20 protein-coding genes are annotated in these 20,159 nt (G+C 39.4%); all 20 read right to left on the bottom strand.

Annotated features, from left to right (window positions below; translation table 11 throughout):
• Window positions 1-2: 2 nt before the first annotated feature.
• Window positions 3-1,148: a 1-deoxy-D-xylulose-5-phosphate reductoisomerase gene (locus PHC29_00465; protein MDD5107973.1), complete on the bottom strand. Its 1,146-nt coding sequence runs from the start codon at window positions 1,146-1,148 to the stop codon at window positions 3-5.
• Window positions 1,148-1,942: a phosphatidate cytidylyltransferase gene (locus PHC29_00460; GenBank protein ID MDD5107972.1), complete on the bottom strand. Its 795-nt coding sequence runs from the start codon at window positions 1,940-1,942 to the stop codon at window positions 1,148-1,150. Before PHC29_00460 ends, PHC29_00465 begins: the two co-directional genes overlap by 1 nt.
• Window positions 1,932-2,657 (bottom strand): isoprenyl transferase, encoded by a 726-nt coding sequence (locus PHC29_00455; GenBank protein ID MDD5107971.1) that lies wholly within the window; start codon window positions 2,655-2,657, stop codon window positions 1,932-1,934. The genes PHC29_00460 and PHC29_00455 overlap by 11 nt, the downstream gene beginning before the upstream one ends.
• A gap of 4 nt (window positions 2,658-2,661) precedes the next feature.
• Window positions 2,662-4,242 carry a DUF1957 domain-containing protein gene (locus tag PHC29_00450; GenBank protein ID MDD5107970.1) on the bottom strand — a complete coding sequence of 527 codons (1,581 nt, stop codon included), beginning with the start codon at window positions 4,240-4,242 and terminating at the stop codon, window positions 2,662-2,664.
• 5 nt (window positions 4,243-4,247) lie between these two features.
• On the bottom strand, window positions 4,248-5,222 hold the full coding sequence (locus PHC29_00445) for a DUF4912 domain-containing protein (protein MDD5107969.1): 975 nt from the start codon (window positions 5,220-5,222) through the stop codon (window positions 4,248-4,250).
• 104 nt (window positions 5,223-5,326) lie between these two features.
• A complete protein-coding gene (locus PHC29_00440; protein MDD5107968.1) occupies window positions 5,327-5,716 on the bottom strand; it encodes a hypothetical protein in 390 nt (129 codons plus the stop codon).
• Between the two features lie 5 nt (window positions 5,717-5,721).
• On the bottom strand, window positions 5,722-6,402 hold the full coding sequence (locus tag PHC29_00435; GenBank protein MDD5107967.1) for an OmpA family protein: 681 nt from the start codon (window positions 6,400-6,402) through the stop codon (window positions 5,722-5,724).
• Window positions 6,403-6,496: 94 nt separating this feature from the next.
• A complete protein-coding gene (locus tag PHC29_00430) occupies window positions 6,497-7,765 on the bottom strand; it encodes an adenylosuccinate synthase (protein MDD5107966.1) in 1,269 nt (422 codons plus the stop codon).
• Between the two features lie 97 nt (window positions 7,766-7,862).
• Window positions 7,863-9,101, bottom strand: a complete 1,239-nt coding sequence (locus PHC29_00425) for a homocitrate synthase (GenBank protein ID MDD5107965.1) — start codon at window positions 9,099-9,101, stop codon at window positions 7,863-7,865.
• A 4-nt stretch (window positions 9,102-9,105) separates the two neighbouring features.
• Complete coding sequence (locus tag PHC29_00420; GenBank protein MDD5107964.1) at window positions 9,106-10,833, bottom strand: hypothetical protein; 1,728 nt, start codon at window positions 10,831-10,833, stop codon at window positions 9,106-9,108.
• Window positions 10,830-12,416, bottom strand: a complete 1,587-nt coding sequence (gene serA / locus PHC29_00415) for a phosphoglycerate dehydrogenase (protein MDD5107963.1) — start codon at window positions 12,414-12,416, stop codon at window positions 10,830-10,832. The genes PHC29_00420 and serA overlap by 4 nt, the downstream gene beginning before the upstream one ends.
• A 138-nt stretch (window positions 12,417-12,554) precedes the next feature.
• Entirely contained in the window at window positions 12,555-13,691 is a 1,137-nt protein-coding gene (locus PHC29_00410; GenBank protein MDD5107962.1) for an alanine--glyoxylate aminotransferase family protein, read from the bottom strand.
• A complete protein-coding gene (clpP, locus tag PHC29_00405; protein ID MDD5107961.1) occupies window positions 13,688-14,314 on the bottom strand; it encodes an ATP-dependent Clp endopeptidase proteolytic subunit ClpP in 627 nt (208 codons plus the stop codon). The genes PHC29_00410 and clpP overlap by 4 nt, the downstream gene beginning before the upstream one ends.
• A 130-nt stretch (window positions 14,315-14,444) precedes the next feature.
• Window positions 14,445-15,320, bottom strand: coding sequence for a trigger factor (locus PHC29_00400; protein ID MDD5107960.1), 876 nt, complete (start codon window positions 15,318-15,320; stop codon window positions 14,445-14,447).
• A 174-nt stretch (window positions 15,321-15,494) separates the two neighbouring features.
• A complete protein-coding gene (lptB, locus tag PHC29_00395; protein ID MDD5107959.1) occupies window positions 15,495-16,217 on the bottom strand; it encodes an LPS export ABC transporter ATP-binding protein in 723 nt (240 codons plus the stop codon).
• Window positions 16,198-17,112, bottom strand: a complete 915-nt coding sequence (gene lptC / locus PHC29_00390) for an LPS export ABC transporter periplasmic protein LptC (protein MDD5107958.1) — start codon at window positions 17,110-17,112, stop codon at window positions 16,198-16,200. The genes lptB and lptC overlap by 20 nt, the downstream gene beginning before the upstream one ends.
• Window positions 17,102-17,641 (bottom strand): HAD-IIIA family hydrolase, encoded by a 540-nt coding sequence (locus PHC29_00385; protein ID MDD5107957.1) that lies wholly within the window; start codon window positions 17,639-17,641, stop codon window positions 17,102-17,104. The genes lptC and PHC29_00385 overlap by 11 nt, the downstream gene beginning before the upstream one ends.
• Window positions 17,642-18,610 carry a KpsF/GutQ family sugar-phosphate isomerase gene (locus tag PHC29_00380; GenBank protein ID MDD5107956.1) on the bottom strand — a complete coding sequence of 323 codons (969 nt, stop codon included), beginning with the start codon at window positions 18,608-18,610 and terminating at the stop codon, window positions 17,642-17,644.
• On the bottom strand, window positions 18,607-19,419 hold the full coding sequence (gene kdsA / locus PHC29_00375) for a 3-deoxy-8-phosphooctulonate synthase (GenBank protein ID MDD5107955.1): 813 nt from the start codon (window positions 19,417-19,419) through the stop codon (window positions 18,607-18,609). Before kdsA ends, PHC29_00380 begins: the two co-directional genes overlap by 4 nt.
• Window positions 19,419-20,159: a 3-deoxy-manno-octulosonate cytidylyltransferase gene (gene kdsB / locus PHC29_00370; GenBank protein ID MDD5107954.1), complete on the bottom strand. Its 741-nt coding sequence runs from the start codon at window positions 20,157-20,159 to the stop codon at window positions 19,419-19,421. The genes kdsA and kdsB overlap by 1 nt, the downstream gene beginning before the upstream one ends.

The following is a 20,159-nucleotide window of genomic DNA, read 5'->3' as shown; positions in this document are numbered from 1 at the left end:
AGTTAGCAGGCCAAGCGCCTAGCTTCTTCCCTAGCCCAGCTATCAGCAGCCATTATATCAGAAAGTTTAGGGTTAGCTTTTTTTTTATGGGCCCGCATTACCTTCTCCACAATTTTAGATATTGTTGAAAAATTTATCCTTTTTTTTAAAAAATAACTTACACTCTCTTCATTAGCTGCATTCATCACCGCAGGCATTGTTCCTAACTCAACTGAAGCCTGATAAGCAAACCCAAGACAGGGAAATTTCTTAAAATCCGGCTTTTCAAAATGTAGTTTACTTAAACGGTAAAAATCGACGCCCTCAAGCTCAGAAGGCAGGCGCTGTGGATATGATAAAGCATACTGAATAGGTATGCGCATATCCGTAACTGAAAGCTGTGCCATAGTTATACCATCATTAAATTCAATCATAGAATGAATTAAGGCCTCCGGATGAATTAATACTTTTATTTTCTGCGCTTCTAAATTAAATAAGAACATTGTTTCAAGCAATTCCAGCCCCTTATTCATCAAAGTCGCTGAATCTACCGTAATTTTCTTGCCCATTTTCCAGCGAGGATGGTGTAATACTTTCTCTATTGTTATATTTTTAAATTTATCAAGAGGTAGTTTTCTCAAGGGGCCTCCAGAAGCGGTTAAATAAACGCGCCTGACATCTTTGGCCTGAGCGCCTCCCAAACACTGCCAGATAGCCGATTGTTCACTGTCAACCGGTAAAATATTAACTCTGTTTTTTTCTGCTAATTGCATAACTACGGGCCCGGCCATTACCAAGGCCTCTTTATTAGCCAAGGCAATATCCTTACCCGCTTTAATCGCGCTGATCAAAGGGCCAAGTGCAGCTGAACCGCAAATTGCAAACATTATCTGCTGAATTTCTTTATCCCTAACCAGTTCATCTAAGCCATCTTCACCACAAAACACCTTTGTCAAAGAACCTATTGCGCTTTTTAGTTTCCAGGCTGCATATTTATCCCTCACACATACCAGGCGAGGACGAAACTCTTCTATTTGCTGTTTCAATTTAACAATATCCGAATCAACGCTTAAAGCCACAACCTTAAAACGCCTAGGGTTACCCCTTACAACTGCAAGCGTACTTTGGCCAATGGAGCCACTTGAACCCAAAACCGCAATCTTTTTCATTATTTTATAATCGAGCTAAGATAAAAATAAAATACTGGGGCGCTAAATAGAAGGCTGTCAATTTCATCCAATACTCCACCCATGCCAGGAAAAATATTCCCCGAATCCTTTACCTGACAATCACGTTTAAGCAAAGATTCTGAAAGATCCCCTAATTGCCCAAGTATCCCTAAGCTAAAGGCAATTATCAACAATTGCACATAGCTAAAAGGTAAAAAAGGCTTACTGACAAGTGCTCCTAAAACACTAAATACTAAACCACCAATTGCACCCTCCAGTGTTTTTTTAGGGCTGATCCTCGGAATTAAAAGGCGCCTTCCCCATTTGCTTCCCACTAAAAACGCTCCGATATCCCCTAGCTTAGTAATCAATAACAAAACCGCAAGATACCCTAATCCAGCCGGTAAGTATCTTATTTTTATAAGAAAACTAAAAAACCAAGAAACATAAAGTATACCAAAAAGAGTAGTCGAGATATCCACAATCACTCCATGGTTATCCCGGCGCTTAAATTGCATAAGTATGAGAAAAAACAATGCCAAAACTATAAAAAGCAGCTCCCAGTTTTTTGTCGGCTCAAACCTAAACATAATTGACAAAGGTATAATCGTGCCCATGCCAATTCCAAAATATTTGTAAATGTTTATCCCTTTTTTTTCAAGCATCACAAAATACTCATATAGCCCACCAATAATAAAAAGGGTAACTACCAAAGCGCACAACCTTTCAAAAAAAATCACGCCTGTTATAATGCTAATGAGTACCACAGAACTAATTATTCTCTTAATCAGCATCTATATCTATACCTCCAAACCTGCGCTTACGTTTTTGATACTCGCTAATTGCTTCCTTTAATTGCGTTATTCCAAAATCCGGCCAGTATTTATGAGAAAAGTATAATTCGGAATAAGAAAGTTGCCAAAGTAAAAAATTGCTAATGCGCATCTCGTTACTTGTGCGGATCAATAAATCAGGATCCGCGATATCGGCAGCATAAAAGTAACGGCTGAATTTTTTTTCATCCAAGCTCTCAGAATCTTCCCTTCCCCCCAATACATCTTTGGCAAATTTCTTAGCAGCATCCACAATCTCCTGCCTGCCTCCATAATTCAAAGCTAAAACAAACTTTAGGCCTGTATTATTCCTGGTCTTCTCCTGAGCTTTTTTGATCTTTGCCTGTAAATACTTAGGAATTGGCTTAGCTCTGCCAATAACTAAAAATCTTATATTATTTTTATACAGTTCATCAATCTCTTTACTCAGAAAATTATCCAAATAACGCATCAAAACAAAAACTTCACTTCTAGGCCTACTCCAGTTCTCTGTTGAAAAAGCAAAAAAAGTAACTGTTTCAATACCCAAGTTATAAGCACCCCGGATAATTTCTCTAACTCTCTCTACGCCTTCTTTATGGCCAGCAGTACGCGCAAGGCCTCTCTCTTTTGCCCAACGGCCGTTACCATCCATAATAAAAGCAACATGTTTAGGGGTTTTGGAATTATCCGGCATACTGTTACTGATGAAGTTGATAGTTTATATTGGGAAAGAGGTTATCTTTAGATTCAATATCAGAGAGCCAACGCTCATCAATATTATTGGATTTAACATCTTCATATATCCGGTTAAACCTTAAGAGATGATCTTTAGTGCGACGCACCGCATAACTGGTATGAGTTCCTGTACCCAAGATAAATGCCCAATCAGAACTCTGCGCCAGAAGTAGCTCACGCAAAGCTTGATTCAATGCCCTACTCTGCAGGCCACTACTATTAGGAAAACTCTTGACTAACTCACTCATACGTCCTGAAGCCATATGCAAGTGGCGATAAATCCAATCATTTGTGCCTTGCAACCACATCTCTGAATACCCCTTATACCCCCAACTGGAAAATGAAGGAGTAATCACCTGATTACGAGGATTCTGCTCCAAATATTCAGAGGGAGTAATCATGCGAATATCCTGCTGGTCGCAAGCAACCTTACGAAATAAGAAATCAAGCCACATCGGCCCTTCATACCACCAGTGCCCAAAAAGTTCAGCATCATAAGGAGAAACAATAATCGGAGCCTTACCCATAAGATTGTATAAATAATCCGCTTGTTTCTGGCGGTTAAACATAAAGTTACCCGCATGATCAGCAGCCTTCTGCCTTGCCCATTCTAAAATATAAGGCTCTTTATGATTATTTAGTCCGGTAATCCGGTAATATTTTATCCCTGTATTAATACGCACACCATCGGGATGAATATATGGTTTAATGTATTCAAACTCAAGATCAAATCCAACATCGCGGTAAAATTCCCGGTAATTATAATCTCCCGGGTAACCTTCAATAGATGACCAAACTTGTTTTGAAGATTCCAGGTCTCGGCCAAAGGCAGCTACCCCTGTGCCTTTGCAATAAACCGGAGCAAATACGCCATATTTAGGGCGAGGTGTCCCATGGAGGATACCATGAGAATCAGTAAAAAAATAACGGATCCCGGCATCTTTGAGTATTTCATCATGACCAGGACAAAAACCACATTCCGGCAACCAAATACCTCTGGGCCTCCTGCCAAAAGCGCTTTCATAATGCTCTGCTGCCACTTTTACCTGGGCACGCACAGAATCCCGGCAAACATCCATCAAGGGGAAAAACCCATGCGTTGCACCACAGGTGATTATTTCTAATTTGCCTAAATCCTGAAACTTTTTAAAAGCATAAACCAGGTTACAATTATATTTCTGGAAAATATCCCGGGCATGAGAAAATCTATTAAAATACATTTGTGCCAACCGGTTAAAATCCACCTGCCACCTGGTTCTTTCTATTTCTTTCCGGGATAACTCAATAAGGCTATTTATATGTTTTAAATAACGCTCTTGCAGAAGTGAATCGGCAAGCATGGAAATAAGTGTGGGGCTAAGCGTCATGGTAATACGGAAATCTATCCCATCATTTACCAAGCCTTCAAAAACAGAAATCAGCGGCACATAAGTTTCAGTAATCGCCTCGTATAACCAATCTTCCTCCAGAAAATTTTCATGTTCCGGATGGCGCACGAAAGGCAAATGCCCGTGTAAAACTAAACAAAGGTATCCTTTAGTCATGTCTCTTATTTGGTCTCTCGGACTACGGTTGGAGTAATTATACGCTCTTCTAACTTATCAGAAGAAGTTGCCTTAACCGGAATTACTTGTTTGCCATCGGGTAAATAATAACGTAAGGTGAATGTACCGTCTGGCCTTAATTTAATCGGTGCCCCTTGCACAGTTACCGAGGCATCCGGCTCGGTAACTCCATAGACTATTAATTCACAATCTAACTTTAACCAAAAACTTCTTTCTTTAATTTCTTTTTTTACCGGGCTAGAAGATATACCTGAACTAAACAGGCCCTGTTTAATACGCTCCTGCCAGGCGCCTCCAACCGGCGAACTCTTACCCAAACCAAAACCCATTCCATAAAGGCGAGCAAACATATCATCAGGAATCATCCACTCTTCGTCAGTAATCCATGACGGGCCATCCAGAGGAGTCTGCACGACATTAGAACGTATGATAGTAATAAATGAACCATCTGCCAATATTAGCCCAAGGTCTACACACCAAGAGCGGCCAGGGCCAGCGGTATTGATATACCAGCTATTGGCAAAATCATTAATCAAGATATCAAAGAAACTATTAGCATTGGAACCATTAAATATGATGTTAGTAACATCATAAACCCTTAAAGCTTTTCTAGCCCGGAAGAATTCATCACCTAAGCGGACCTTTAAATCTTCAATAGTGGCAACTTTTAACTCCCAATATGCATGCAGCCAATGAGGATCGCGCACCTGTAAAATAATTTTATCCACGCCATAAAAAGAAGGCAATTCCTGCGGCATAGGGCGCCTAAGGGAGGCATTCTCGGAATGAGAAAACTTTGTATTAGTTATAGCTGTCTCTTGGAAACTAAAAGTATCTTTTTGCGGATCCTTGCTTAAAACTTTAGCAGGCTTTGCTTTCTTCTGTAATTTTAATTTGGAACTTGTTTTAGAGACAGCTTTCTTTAATACTTCTTTGGATTTCTTCAACACTTTTTTCATTATCTGTGCCTCCTTACCTATTTAATTAAGGAAAGACTCCAATAAAAAAGGGGAACTCTCCCCTTATCACAGAACATTAAAAACTTATCAAGCCTACTTCTATTTCATTTTTTAAGCTTCTTTGCTTCAGCTTCCTTCAAACTTTCTTCTAAATTCTCTTTAGCTTTAATTATCTTTTGCAGGTCTTCTTTCAAGCTAGCATTGACCAATTGGGCCTGAACTAAGGATTTTTCTCTCGCCTCGAGTGAATCTTTTAAATCCTGTAACTCTTTTTCTTTTGCCTTAACCTTTTCCTCTAAAACTGATTTCTCTTGAGAGAACTTGTTCATTTTCTCTTCCAGAGCAAGGCGCCCAGCCATCTCTTTATCGCGGGCAGCCTTTTGACGCATAGAGCTATTACAGGAGCTAAGCGTACCAAAAAAGAATATGCATGATAATACTGCTAAAATTATTACTATACGATTCTTTAGAATATTATCTTCCTTTAAATCCATATTTATTATTTAAAGTTCTCTTCTTTTTGGATATCTTCTTTAGAATTTTCTTCAATAATCTTAGAATCAGAAAAAGCTGCAGAGCCACCTTTAACTTTTGTAACATTAGGTAATATAACTATCTCTACTCTGCGATTCTGCTTGCGTCCATCTTTAGTATCATTAGAAGCTACCGGACGGTATTCACCGTATCCGATCGCAGACAGCCGCTCAGGAGAAATACCTTGATCTGCAACTAAATAATGCAAAACACTTAAGGCCCTGGCAGTAGAAAGCTCCCAATTCGATTTCCAACCGCTCTGCTTAATCGGAACATTATCTGTGTGCCCTTCGATACCCACGCTAAATTGAGACATATTATCTTTTAATACCGAAGAAACTTTACTCAACAAAGGATAGGCTTCAGGTCTAATCTTAGACTTACCGGAATCAAATAAAAGGTCTCCCACGACGGTAATTACTAGCCCCTTCTCCATCATCTGGAGCTTTATTTGTTTGTCATTTATCTCTGACCCAAGCTTCTGCTCAAGCAAACCCTTTGAACGGGCAAGCTCATCTAATTGGGCATTTAGCTCATCAATTTTTTGAGCATCGGAACGCCTGCCTGACTGAAAAATAAAAGTACAGCCGGCTAAACTAAAAGTTACCAAAAAAATTAAAGCGACTTTAAGAAAGTAATTTTTCATCTGTTTTCTCCTTGGCCCTATGGCCTTCTTTATTATTTGAAATTTGAATATAACATACCCTGTATTTTTAGTCAAGCCTTTTATCCGCAACCAGTTAGATAAAAATAGTATCTTGCCTAGAGGATCCCACAGATACCATGGTAATTTTAACCTTAAGCAGCTCTTGCAGCTTTTGAAGATAATTCCTGGCATTAGGATGCAAATCTTTAAAAGAACGCGGCTTATCAAGTTGATCCGGCCAACCCGGCATCTCCTTATAAATTGGAACAACCTCGCTTAGAACTTCAAAATCACAAGGGAATTCCTTAATTATTTTACCCTTATATTTATAGGCAATACATATCTTTACCTTATCTAGCCCATCAAGCACATCCATCTTCATAATCGCTAGTTCCTTAATGCCGTTTAGCATCACCGATTCTTTGGCAATTACAACATCAAACCAACCACACCTGCGCGGCCTGCCGGTTGTAGAACCAAATTCATTTCCTTTGTCGCGCATAAATTTACCAAAACCTTCCGCAAACTCAGTAGGAAACGGGCCTTCTCCGACGCGTGTTGTATAAGCCTTACAAACACCCATAACTTTATTAATTTTTACCGGAGATATCCCCGCACCAATACAAGCTCCACCGCTAGTTGTCGAAGAAGAAGTAACAAAAGGATACGTCCCGAAATCAATATCTAAAAATGTGCCTTGAGCCCCTTCTAATAGAATATCGGCTTTTTCATCGCATGCCTTGTTCAATAATACAGAAGTATTACAGATATAGGATGCAAAAATCCTGCCATAATCCAGATACTGATTATAAATTTTTTGAAAACTAAAACCTGGATGCTGGTAAACTTTTTTAAAAATCTCATTTTTTTCTTTAAGATTGTCCTTTAACTTATCCTCAAAAACATGAGGATTCAATAAATCGATCATGCGGATACCGCACCTATTGATCTTGTCAGCGTAACAGGGCCCGATACCTCTACCGGTAGTGCCGATTTTGTTTTTTCTCTTTGTCTCACGCAGCTGATCTAAGTTTTTATGATACGGCATAATTACATGCGCTAGCGAAGAAACCTTAAAACGCTTGTTGAAGTCAATATTGTTTTTACGTAAACTATCCAGCTCCTGGAGAAGAACCTGAGGATCGATTACCACGCCGTTACCAATACAACAGATCTTACCAGAGTGCAATATCCCTGAGGGTATAAGATGGAATATATATTCTTTTTCCCCCACAACTACGGTATGGCCGGCGTTATTGCCGCCCTGATAACGCACAATATAATCTACCTTTTCAGAGAGAATATCAATAACCTTACCCTTACCTTCATCCCCCCACTGCATCCCCACTAAAACCACATTCATCCCTTACCTTCTTTCTTGTAGAATCTTGGGACCGTTTCTATTTTTTCTAAATTTAGAAAAAATAGAAACGGTCCCGTGTTTTCAGGTTTGTTTTCCCTCAAGGTGTCATGGTAAATATCTTGTGTGCAATATCCGGATATTTAGCAATAAAATTCAATTCATCATCTACCAGAGGTTTCTGATTGTGTACATTAGCATACCTGACCAGCTCTAATATACGGGTAGCCTCCTGATCATCTTTAAAAGCAACTTCTAACTTTTCATAGACATTACGGAAGCCTTTGATCCCGGAATATTCACCGGCAGTAATCTTTCTGCCTGTTTCAATAATTTCAGGTTCTCCTCTGCCCAACTCCTCATAATCATAAAGTTCATAATTACGCCGGTCCTTTAGCGCTCCATCGGCATGGATCCCGGATTCATGGGCAAAAGCATTAGCCCCGACACCTGGCTGATTTATAGGAATAGGGACACCAAAAGCATAAGAAGCATATTTACATATTTTCCATGCCATCTTTAAATTTACTTTTTCATCCAGACAATACCCCTGCATTCCTTGGCCGTATTTAATTGCCAAAATTACTGAAACTAAATCCGCGTTTCCCGCCCGCTCCCCCATACCGTTTACGCAGGTATTAATATAAGAATCTACCCCGGCATCACTTGCGGCCCTTGCTCCGGCGATAGAATTAGCAACTACAAGCCCCAAATCATTGTGGCAGTGCACTTCAATTGGTAATTTCACCGTCTCTGCTAACAATTTTATTCTTTCATAAATACTAAAAGGAGTATCGCATCCTAAAGTATCGCAGTAACGAATTCTTTTTGCACCCGCCTCCTTTGCTCTCAGGGCAAACTCAATTAAATATTCTAAATTCGTTCGCGATGCATCTTCAGCGTTTACCCCTACGGATTCTGCTCCTAATTTTATAGCTTCCCCCACCGCCTCTTTCATTTCATTAATTATCGATTCATGATCGAGCTTTCCTCTAAATTTATGAACAATCATTTGGTCGCTGGTTGAAATAGAGAGGTTGAGGTATTTCAAATCCGGCACCAGTTTAAAAGCGCTTTTTACATCGTCTTTTGTGGCGCGCAACCAACCGCTCAGTTTAATCCTTGAAAATCCGCCTAAATCAGCTAATTCAAGGTTAGCATTCAGATAATTTGTCTCATGGCGAGTAAGCGGGAATCCAAACTCTGACTGAAAAACACCCATCTGATCCAAATACCAATTAATCATGGTCTTCTGTAGCTTTGAAAGGCATATGCGAGAAGTTTGCACTCCGTCGCGATTAGTTACGTCTAACAAATAAATCACTGGTTTATATCCCATATTTTCACCTCTTCATTATTCTTTTAAGATCTTTTTTGGACGGCACACCCCGGGAAGAAAAAATTTCATGATTATCCAATAGATATACAGGTCCATACATAACTTTTATTTCTTTGTTTAAACTTATATTCTCTTTAAGCAGTTTTACCCCTTCAGGGCCCCGAGCGCAGTTTTTAATTTTTAGCGGATCGGCTCCGGCAATACAATCTTCCCAATAAGAATTATCAATATGTTTAGAACGGCAAATCAAATAATCCCAGAATCTTTGGGGAAAGTATTTTTGAACGCAGACCCCGCGCAAATCTTCTTCTACTTCAAGATTACCATTCTTAGCATCAAAACCTTCATTTTTCTCTGTGGTCAAAAAATGCAAGTTTGGCTTGAAATCTTTCATACCCAACAATACTTCATAAGTGCTTTTATCGAATAGGCTAATAAATAAATCAAAATTACCTTTTTTTTCTTTTCGATTTAGAAAATATGACAAGCCGCTTACCTGGGGTTTGAGTATATATTCATTATCTATTTGTAAAAAGTCATTCTTGATATCCGAAAACCCTTCTGTATTTTCAATTTCTTTGCCAAAAATATACACGGGTAACTCCTGAATCGATAACTCTTTAATTTTATTTTGCGCTTCAGGTACAGGATAATAAAGATAGCGGGTAATTATTCCTGGGATCTTTTTCTTCAAAGTGCTTATAACCGGTTCTGCGTTACATACAACACAATCTTTTACGTTAATTACCAATAGATTAACTTTGTTGGGAACCCTGAATGAACAACTGGCTTTTAAAGTCCCTGGGTTTTGGCAGCTTCCCACCAAAGCGTCCTTTTTACAATTACTATCAGAATAACAACGCGGCAAAATAGCGTTAATACCGGGATCATCGGCGATATCCTCCGACAAACACAGCTCATCGAGCTTGCAATCCGTAAGTAATCCATCTTTAACCTTTAAACTTAATTTCCCTAACTTACGCCCCTGCCAGGCTGGCCGCAAAACAAAAGTGGAATTGACCTTAGTCATTACCTCATCTTTTAAAGGACTCTGCCCGACAAAAACTATATCAATACCTTTAACTTCAGAAATTAATTCTAAATCTTTCTGTTCTCCCAAAGAACTCAAAAGAATGATTATTTGAACACCTTCTTTTTTGAGTCGATTAACTAACTCTCCGATATTTTTAGGCTCACTAATCTTTAATCCTTCTGTTTTTTGATGGGCAGACGGGCTGGTTAATCCGATAACAGCGATTTTAACCCCGTTAGACTCCTTAATTATATAGGGAGCGACTTTATCCGAATCTAAATTAGCGCTAAGATATGCAGGCTTTGATTTTTTGGCGTTTTGTAAGAAGAAATCCTTACCAAAATTAAACTCATCAGAACCGATAGCCACGGCATCATACTGCATAATTTCCATAGCTTTAAAATTAACTAAAGCCCGCTCCATATCCAATTGAGTACTCTGGGCATACTCATCCATCAGGCCACCCGAAGTAAAGTTACCACAATCTAAAAGTAAAAGCTGAGGATCTTTTCTCCTTAGTTTTTTAACTAAACTAGCCCGACGGCTAATGCCCCCATCCTGCTTAATGGGGCAACTGCACGGATAAAGCATGGCATGGGTTTGACCGGTATATAGAATAGTTACATCTTGAGCAAACAGAATGTCAGCCACCAAAACCAGAAAGCTAAAAACAAGTACTATAGTTCTACTGATTTTCATGTCCTAATAACTTTTACCGTTAAAATATTTTCTAATTGTTTTATCTTATCCTGAATTTCCGGACCAACCTGATTATCTACGCTCCATACGCTGATTGCTTTATCGCCAGGCTTATTGCGGCCCAAGGCCATAGCGGCAATATTTATGCTATTTTTACCCATAAGGGTTCCAAGGTTGCCGATTAAACCGGGTTTATCCAGGTTACGGATAAAGATCATCTCACCAACAGGGTATAGATCCAAATAATAATCATCGATCTTAACAATTCTAGGTTGCTTATTACCAGAAAGCGTTCCAAGAATCGACTTAGTTTCCTTATCCGTTTTAATCTCTAATTGAATAAGATTTACAAATTCACCTTCCTGCCCGGATTTAGACTCAAGTAGTTTTATCCCTCTTTCTTTCAGCAAAGATATACCATTAACAAAATTAACCGTTTCCTTTAATATAGGGGTAAGTATACCCTTAACTAAAGCCATAGTCACTGGGCTTAAATCATATTTAGTAATCTGGCCGCTATAGCTTATTACTAGCTCCAAAAATCTGCCTTCTACTAATTGCCCGGCAAACATTCCTAGCTTCTCTCCTAAATTAATATAAGGACTTAAGATTTTGCAAACTTCCGCGTCTAAACAAGGATAATTTGCGGCATTGCGGATTCCTTTTCCCAAGAGAGCATCACGTACAATTTCGGCAACCTCAATGGCTACATTTACCTGCGCTTCCTCAGTTGACGCCCCAAGATGCGGAGTAGTAATAACATTATCAAGTTTTAAGAGCCCACTATCTACAGCCAGTGGTTCATTCTCAAAGACATCCATTGCTGCTCCGGCCACTTTACTTTCTCCTACTGCCTTAGCTAAAGCCACTTCATCAATAATTCCACCACGCGCGCAGTTTATAATCCGCACGCCTTTTTTCATCATGCCAAATTCCTTATCTGAAATCATATGTTTTGTTTCTTCAGTCAAAGGGGTGTGCACAGTAATATAATCGGATTCCTGCAGCACCTCTTTTAGCTCTGCGATTTCAACACCAATACTCTCAGCTACTTTTACGGATAAAAAAGGATCAAATGCCAGGACTCTCATGCCGAATGATTTTGCCCTTTTGGCAACTTCTGAACCAATCCTACCGAATCCAACGATTCCTAAAACTTTATTATATAACTCAACCCCCATAAATTTTGAACGCTTCCATTCTCCTTTTTTCATTGAGGCGTTTGCCTGAGGGATATTCCTGGATAAAGCCAAGATCATGCTAAAAGTATGCTCAGCGGTAGAAATAGTATTTCCCGCCGGAGTATTCATGACGATAATTCCTTTTTGCGTAGCCGCCTCTAAATCCACGTTATCCAGCCCCACTCCGGCACGGCCGATAACCTTTAATTTTTTAGCTGCCGCAATTATCTCCTTAGTTACTTTAGTTGCGCTGCGTACTACTAAAGCATCATAGTCCTTAATTATTTCTTTTAAGCCATCAGGCTTAAGGTCTGTTTTTACGTCAACGGTTAACTCTTTTGACTCTTTAAATACTTTGAGTCCTTCCTCACTCAATGCGTCACTAACTAGAATTTTAATCATTTTTTTACTCCTTAATGAGCGCTTAACTTACGAACACGATAGTGTGAGTAAATTAATGCGCGAATTAATCCCGCCGAATATGCCAAAATTATCGAAGAGAATTTTGGCATATTTTATGAGGCGGGAAATTACCTATCTCTATCTTAAAAATACCTCTTGCGCTGCCCTTATTCCGGCACCTAAAGTAAATTTATACCCCATCTGAGTAAGCACCTTTTCCAAACAAGACAAACCGGTAATGATATCGCTTTCAGCAATATAGCCCATATGCGCAATACGGAAAACCTTGCCCTTTAATTCATCCTGGCCGCCGGCAATTGTAACCCCATAAGTATCACGCATAGTCTTAACTAACTTTTCACCATCAATACTACCAGGCACCTTTACTGCCGTAACAGCATCGCTAGATGCAGTCGGAGCAAATAATTCAAGGCCAATAGCCCTCATTGCGGCGCGCGTTGCATCGGCCATAGTTTTATGGCGCTTAAATATATACTCTAAACCATCATTCTGCATAATCTTTAAAGCTTCATTTAAAGCATCAATTAAAGTAATTGATGATGTAAACGGTGTATCGTTTTTATCATAAGCTTTCTTTGCCTTTCTTAGATCTAAATAATAACGGCCGCTTTTTGAAAACTCTACCAATTTCCATGCCTTAGGGCTAACTGAAATAAAACCTAATCCCGGAGGAAGCATCAATCCTTTTTGCGAACCGGCAACCACCACATCAACCCCCCAGGCATCTGTTTTTATATCAACAGCTCCTAAGCCGCTGATTGCATCTACGACTAAAACGGCGCTAGTGTCTTTGACTACTGCAGCAATCGCAGCAATATCATTATCTACTCCAGTTGAAGTTTCGCAAAGAGTAGTAAATACCACTTTTATCTGGGGATTGGATTTTAATCTTTTACCAATCTCCTGCGGGCTAACCGCTCTTCCCCATTCAACATCAATAACCTCAACATTGATCCCATAGGCTCGAGCAATCTCAGTCCATCTTTCTCCGAATTTTCCTCCTTGTACTACCAAAGCGGTATCACCGCATGAAAGTAAATTTATTACCCCCGCCTCCATCGCCCCGGTTCCTGAAGAAGATATAATAAAAACATCATTTTCCGTCTGAAATACCCATTTTAATCCAGTACTTGCCTCTTTCAAAATTGCCTGAAATTGCGGTGTACGATGATGAATAATCGGCCGAGCCATTGCCAGGCTTATTTGCGGTGGTAAAGGAGTAGGCCCTGGTGTTAATAAATATTCTTTTCTCATTTTTCTTTCCTCTCTTTCCTTCTTGGTTCCGGTAAGATTACTTCATCAACCAAACCATAATCTTTTGATTCCTGGGAAGACATAAAATAATCTCGATCTGTATCCTTCTGTATTTTTTCTAAAGACTGGCCGGTATGAAAGGCTAAAATTTCATTAATCCGATCACGCAATTTTAAAATCTCTTTAGCCTGAATCGATATATCAGCGGCGGCTCCCTGAACTCCTCCCCATGGCTGATGTATCATTACCCGGGAATTAGGAAGTACAAAACGTTTTCCTTTAGTACCTGCGCACAATAAAACCGCCCCCATACTTGCTGCCTGGCCCACACAATAAGTAGCTACATCACATTTTATAAATTGTATTGTATCGTAAATTGCAAGGCCGGCAGTAACTGAACCTCCAGGAGAATTAATATAAACATTTATATCCTTATCCTTATCTTCCATCTGCAAAAAAAGTAGCTGGGCAATCACCAGATTTGCTACATAATCATCAATGGGAGTGCCAATAAATAGAATACGGTCTTTTAAAAGACGCGAGTAAATATCATAAGCACGTTCAAAACCCCGCGGGGTCTGTTCAATTACCATAGGTACTAAAATTTGATTTTTTATACTCATCTTTTCTCCTCCTTTGAAAACTCTAAACCCCAAATAAGCCATAAGTCTTAAGTTATAAGCTTAAAGCTTATAACTTACAGCTAATCTTTAATTTGAGTTTAGTGTTTCGGATTTATTGTTTGATCTCATTTTAAGCTAACACCCAATCGGCTTCTCTTAATAAAAACTCCATAACTTTAGCAGGCATATGGTCATCTACAGGAATATTCTCTTTTTTTGCAATCTGGGATAAAACTAAATACACCTTAACCTGCTTCTTTGCCTCAGGCTCAATACCTTCCAATAGTAATTTATCCTGTTCGTCAATTTTATCTCGCGGTACCCCTTTCATCGCTAAATCAATCTTTGATTGCCGCAGCATATCCTGAGTCTGACGCGCAACTAATCCTTGCGGTAACTTAAATTCCAAACCCTTCATCAAATTATCAATTAATTCATTTTCGATACGCGTACGCTCCTGATTTTCTTTATTAATATAAATCTGCCTCTCCACTGCCTTCTCTAATTCCGCTAAATTAGGATAACCTAAAGAACGGCTAAATTTATCATCCAAAACTTCTGCTTTGCGCGACTCTTTAACAGAATCAATCTGCCTTTTTATTTCCTCGCTTGAAACCGTAATTGTTTTAAAGTTTATCTTCTGGTTCCTATAATTTTTAATCGTAATTTCTGGAGTTACCTCCACAACCGCCTTAAAAGAAAGGCTGCTGCGATCAAGTTTCACATCAGTTATCTGTGGGAGCTCAATTACATCAATATTCTCGGCAGAAATTGCCTGATTATAGACATCCGGAACCATTTCTTTCAAAACCTGCTCATGTACAACCGTCCCATAATGTTTCTCTAAAACATCTCTTGGCGCTTTCCCCGGGCGAAAACCCGGCACCTTTGCTTCTTTTGCAATCTGAGAAAATACTTCCTCAAATTTATTCTTTACCTGCTCCCCATTTACTTCTACATTAATCTGGCATTTTACATCATCTAGTTTCTTAACTTCAATTTTCATTTGTTCTCCCTTTTGTATCAATTTTTACATCAAACACATAATTTGTCATTCCGCCCTCGATTAAACCATTCGAGGGTAAACTCCAGCGGGAATCTATTACACTACTCAGAATCATAATGGATCCCCGATTAAAACGTTCGAGGATGATTTCGCCTCGCCAAAATGCAGGCGAAATCACATATGAAACTTCTCACCTAAATAAACCTGGCGCGCCTGAGGATGATTAATCAGTTCATGCGCCGTGCCTGTTATAAGAATTGAGCCGTCTGAGATCAAATATGCCCGGTCCGTTATGGCTAAAGTTTCACGTACATTATGATCAGTTAATAAAATCCCCAAACCTTTTGCTTTTAATTCTTTGATAATTTCCTGTGCTTCATTAACCACTATCGGATCAATTCCGGAAAATGGCTCATCCAAAAGTATAAAAGAAGGATTAGTTACCAGCGCTCTGGTAATTTCAAGGCGCCTTCTTTCTCCGCCACTTAAGGTATATGCCTTATTTTTTGCTAAATGCGCAATATTTAATTCCTCTAAGAGAGAAACCAACCTACGTTTCCTCTGCGCTTTAGTTAAAGGCAAAGTTTCTAGTATCGCGTTTATATTATCTTGGACTGAAAGTTTACGAAAGATTGAAGCCTCCTGAGAAAGATACCCAATGCCAAAACGCGCCCGCTCATGAATTGGCAGGTTAGTAATATCATGATTATCGAAAACAATCGTGCCGCGATTTGGAGGGACTATCCCTACAATCATATAAAAAGTCGTAGTCTTGCCGGCTCCATTTGGGCCCAAGAGGCCAACGATCTCCCCACGCTTGACCGTTATATCAACCCCCTTTACAACTGCTCTACCATCATAGGATTTGGCTAATCCTTTAGTTTCCAAAAGCCGCACTCATACCCTCCGTTTGATAGATAATTATCTGTGGCCTTCCGGTTAGCGTTATCTTTTTATCTAGCGCAGTATAAATTGCCTCTTGGCTATAAGAAATATTTTCACCGCGCAAAATACGCACATTCCCTAAAGCAAGAATCTTGTTAATAGAGCTAGACATTGCAATCGAGCTCTGATCCTTTTTACCGTCATCCTGTTTAGGGGTAAAATAAACTTTCAGCTTATCGCTAAAAATTGTTAAATCCGATTTTACCACTTTAACATTATTATTGAATACGGCAATGTTTTTATCATAATTGATATCCAGAGGACCATCACAGGTGATTACAATTTTTTCTTTCTTGTTGGTTTGTTTATCCAAAGGCTGAATATCCAAACGTACATTTTTTTCCAGCATAACCTGCTTTAAAGCGGTTTGGCCCAGCGCTCCTTCTCCGGAAAGATTCATATCCGAACGCGCCAGATTAACTTTATCCAGGGTTTTAAGCATCTGCTGCTTACGATCCCAATCAAGAGAATCCGTAGTGAGCTTTGCTCCGCCAGATGTAGTAATTACCACATTCTTTTCCAGATGCACTACTCCGCTACCCTTGTTAAAATCCCCCTTATCGGCAGTCAAATTTATGTTATCATTATTTTCCCCATAATGATTACCGACTACCTCTTTAAGCTTAACTACATCATTATAAATATCGGCTGATTTTCCTGCTAAATCCCAAGCTTTCTTCCCTTTGTCACCAGAACCAGAAAGTGTAAAATCTCCAATCTGCTGAGGAGATCCATTGGTAGGTTTAGGCGAAGTAACGGTATTTGTTTCTTCAGCTTCTTCTGCTATGAGGCTAGTACAAACAAGAAATAAAAATATAAAAACTAAAACTATCCTTTTAAGCCCCATAAAATCCTAAAATATCTCTCCATTTACCTTGTGATTTAAGAATCAATTCTGCCACTTCCCTAACTGCACCGCGGCCGCCCAAACGATTACTCACATAAAGAGCTGCCTCTTTTATTTCGCCAGAAGCATTGGCAACTGCAACAGGCAAACCAACCTTACGCATAAGCGACAAATCTACCAGATCATCCCCCATAAAACAAATTTCATCTAAAGTTACATTGTATTTCTTTAAAATTTTTTCTATTACAGCTGTCTTGGGAAAAATATCGGCAAAAACTTCCGCGACATGCATATCTTTTGCCCGCGGCAAGATACTTTTGGAGCTTTTTGCTGTAATAAGAATAGTCTTAATCCCGCATTTATGCAATACAAAAACACCTAAACCATCATGCACATCAAAAAACTTGGAATCACGGCCGCGGGAATCATAAATTATCCTGCCGTCAGTTAAAACTCCGTCTACATCCAGTAATAATAACTTAATTCTTTTAAAATACGCTTTTAATTCTTCTTCGCTAAGCTGAGCCATCTAAACTAATCCTGCTTTAAGTAAATCTTGCACATCCAATAATCCAAGCGGCCGCATAAACTTATCCACTACCGGAACTTCATCAATTTTCTTAGCCTGCAATATACGCATTGCCTCGGCAGCCAACATATCTTTTTTTACTACCGTAGGATTTTTAGTCATTACATCCCGGATCTGGCGATTCGGTAAATTCTGATCGCTCTCTAAGTGCCGTCTTAAGTCTCCATCGGTAAAAATCCCTTTTAGCTTTCCATGCTTATCGACAACAATCGCCGAACCGGCGCGGGCACGTGTTATAGCAAATAAGACCTGTGAAACTTTTTTATCCTCCTGGACAATTGCATTTGCTTGCCCCCGGCGCATAATATCTTCTACGGTTAAAAACAGCCGCCTGCCTAAAGCTCCTCCGGGATGAAAAAATGCAAAATCCTTTTCTTTAAAACTCTTTTTCTCCAATAAACATACCGCTAAAGCATCAGCCATAGCAAGGCTTGCGGTAGTTGAAGCAGTAGGAGCCAGGCCTAATGGACAGGCTTCCTTTCTAACCGAAACATCCAAAATTACATCACTGTATCTGGCAAGAATTGATTTTGGATTACCGGTAAGAGAAATTATCGGAGAGCCTATTTTTTTAAGTATAGGCAAAAGCTGTTTCATTTCCTCAGTCGAACCGCTATTAGAAAGAATAATTACGACATCATCTCCAGTAACTTTACCCAAATCTCCATGAATTGCCTCTGCGGTATGTAAAAATAAACTTGGGGTCCCAGTAGAAGCTAAAGTAGCCGAAAATTTTTGTGCGATTATTCCGGTCTTCCCCATTCCACTGACAACAACCCTACCCTTACATTTAAGAATTAATTCTATGGCTTTAATAAAATCTTTATCCAGGCGGCCCTGGAGTGACTTTATTGCCTGCGCCTCAATCTCCAAAACTTCTCTTGCCCGTTTAATTAAATTCATCTTCATAAGGCCTGCCTAATCTTTTTTATCTGTTTTAAAAGATCTTCCAACTCCTTAAAATTAATCATGTTGGCCCCATCGCAAGGCGCATTTTTTGGGTCACTGTGTACCTCTAAAAATAAACCATCGCAACCAAAGGCTACTGCCGCTCGGGATAACCCTGCAACAAACTCGCTTTGGCCTCCGGAACAAGTGCCTTTACCTCCGGGAAGTTGCACACTATGCGTAGCATCATAAATTACAGGGTACCCAAAATCACGCATAATTTTTAAACTACGTAAATCAGTAACCAGGTTATTGTACCCAAAACTAGCCCCTCTTTCCGTAATCAAAATTTGTTTATTGCCCGTTGATTCGACCTTCTCAATTATTGGCAAGATATCCCAAGGAGCAAGAAACTGTCCCTTTTTAATATTCACCACCTTACCAGTAGCCGCAGCTGCCAACACAATATCCGTCTGACGACACAAAAATGCCGGAATTTGAATAATATCCAATACTTCAGCTGCTAGAGCCATATCTTTTACACAATGCACATCACTGAGAATAGGAACCTTAAGCTGATCTTTTACTTTTTTCAAAATCAACAGGCCTTTTTTTAAACCCGGACCACGATAAGAACTAATAGAAAGCCGATTAGCTTTATCAAAACTGGATTTAAATATAAATGGTATACCTTGGCCTTGCGCGATATCCTTAATTTTCCTGGCGGCGCAAAGAGCAGAACTCTCCGATTCGATTACACAAGGGCCGGCAATAAGCACAAGTGGAAATTTATCCCCAAATTTTATATTTTTTACATTAACTTGATGCATTAGCTTATCCCCTTTTGCAATCGCTCTTTTACTCTTTCTAAGTCTTCAGGAGTATCCACTCCGATAGTGTCATATGGAGTCTCAATTACTTTAATCTTAAACCCGGCTGACAAAACACGCAGCTGTTCTAATTTCTCCGTTTTCTCAAGGTTAGAGGCAGGAAGATTCTTATAAGTAAAAAGGAAATCTTTGGTATACCCATAAAGACCTATATGTTTATAATAATTCACTTGCTCGATTTCAGCATTCGCAGCTAAAAATGGAATTGGTGCGCGGGAAAAATACAGAGCAAAACTATTTTTATCTACCACTACCTTTACCACATTAGGATCGGTAATTTGCCGAACATCTTCGATCTTTTTCATCAGTGTTGCCATGTTGAGAATCCTGTCTTCTAATAATGCCCTGGCAACACTATCAATCATCATCGGGTGAATCAAAGGCTCATCTCCCTGAATATTAATAATGACCTTTACCTCCAGAGGATTGACAATCTCGCTAATTCTATCTGTACCGCAGGTATGCTGCTTGGAGGTCATTACAGCTTTTGCTCCGAATTTTTTAGCAGCCTTGAGGATAATCTCATTATCACAGGCAATAATCAAATCATCCAGCATGCGTGATTGTTTAGCACGCTCCCAAACATGCTGCAACATTGGTTTACCCATGATATCAGCAAGCATTTTAGCCGCAAATCTTGTAGATGAATACCTAGCTGGTATAACTCCGATTACATCCAT

The sequence above is a fragment of the Candidatus Omnitrophota bacterium genome (assembly GCA_028712255.1).
GTDB lineage: Bacteria > Omnitrophota > Gorgyraeia > Gygaellales > Profunditerraquicolaceae > UBA6249.
Note: the sequence above shows the minus strand (reverse complement) of the source record. Positions and strands in the feature narration are given on the sequence as shown.

Excerpts from the sequence above, each read along its gene's own strand:
- PHC29_00440 (MDD5107968.1), bottom strand. The coding sequence starts at position 5,716 with ATGGATTTAAAGGAAGATAATATTCTAAAGAATCGTATAGTAATAATT.
- PHC29_00400 (MDD5107960.1), bottom strand. The coding sequence starts at position 15,320 with ATGAAAATTGAAGTTAAGAAACTAGATGATGTAAAATGCCAGATTAAT.
- kdsA (MDD5107955.1), bottom strand. The coding sequence starts at position 19,419 with ATGCATCAAGTTAATGTAAAAAATATAAAATTTGGGGATAAATTTCCA.
- PHC29_00435 (MDD5107967.1), bottom strand. The coding sequence starts at position 6,402 with ATGAAAAATTACTTTCTTAAAGTCGCTTTAATTTTTTTGGTAACTTTT.
- PHC29_00460 (MDD5107972.1), bottom strand. The coding sequence starts at position 1,942 with ATGCTGATTAAGAGAATAATTAGTTCTGTGGTACTCATTAGCATTATA.
- PHC29_00465 (MDD5107973.1), bottom strand. The coding sequence starts at position 1,148 with ATGAAAAAGATTGCGGTTTTGGGTTCAAGTGGCTCCATTGGCCAAAGT.
- PHC29_00420 (MDD5107964.1), bottom strand. The coding sequence starts at position 10,833 with ATGAAAATCAGTAGAACTATAGTACTTGTTTTTAGCTTTCTGGTTTTG.
- PHC29_00450 (MDD5107970.1), bottom strand. The coding sequence starts at position 4,242 with ATGACTAAAGGATACCTTTGTTTAGTTTTACACGGGCATTTGCCTTTC.
- clpP (MDD5107961.1), bottom strand. The coding sequence starts at position 14,314 with ATGAGTATAAAAAATCAAATTTTAGTACCTATGGTAATTGAACAGACC.
- PHC29_00385 (MDD5107957.1), bottom strand. The coding sequence starts at position 17,641 with ATGGCTCAGCTTAGCGAAGAAGAATTAAAAGCGTATTTTAAAAGAATT.
- lptC (MDD5107958.1), bottom strand. The coding sequence starts at position 17,112 with ATGGGGCTTAAAAGGATAGTTTTAGTTTTTATATTTTTATTTCTTGTT.
- PHC29_00380 (MDD5107956.1), bottom strand. The coding sequence starts at position 18,610 with ATGAAGATGAATTTAATTAAACGGGCAAGAGAAGTTTTGGAGATTGAG.
- PHC29_00445 (MDD5107969.1), bottom strand. The coding sequence starts at position 5,222 with ATGAAAAAAGTGTTGAAGAAATCCAAAGAAGTATTAAAGAAAGCTGTC.
- PHC29_00455 (MDD5107971.1), bottom strand. The coding sequence starts at position 2,657 with ATGCCGGATAATTCCAAAACCCCTAAACATGTTGCTTTTATTATGGAT.
- serA (MDD5107963.1), bottom strand. The coding sequence starts at position 12,416 with ATGATTAAAATTCTAGTTAGTGACGCATTGAGTGAGGAAGGACTCAAA.
- PHC29_00410 (MDD5107962.1), bottom strand. The coding sequence starts at position 13,691 with ATGAGAAAAGAATATTTATTAACACCAGGGCCTACTCCTTTACCACCG.
- kdsB (MDD5107954.1), bottom strand. The coding sequence starts at position 20,159 with ATGGATGTAATCGGAGTTATACCAGCTAGGTATTCATCTACAAGATTT.
- PHC29_00425 (MDD5107965.1), bottom strand. The coding sequence starts at position 9,101 with ATGGGATATAAACCAGTGATTTATTTGTTAGACGTAACTAATCGCGAC.
- PHC29_00430 (MDD5107966.1), bottom strand. The coding sequence starts at position 7,765 with ATGAATGTGGTTTTAGTGGGGATGCAGTGGGGGGATGAAGGTAAGGGT.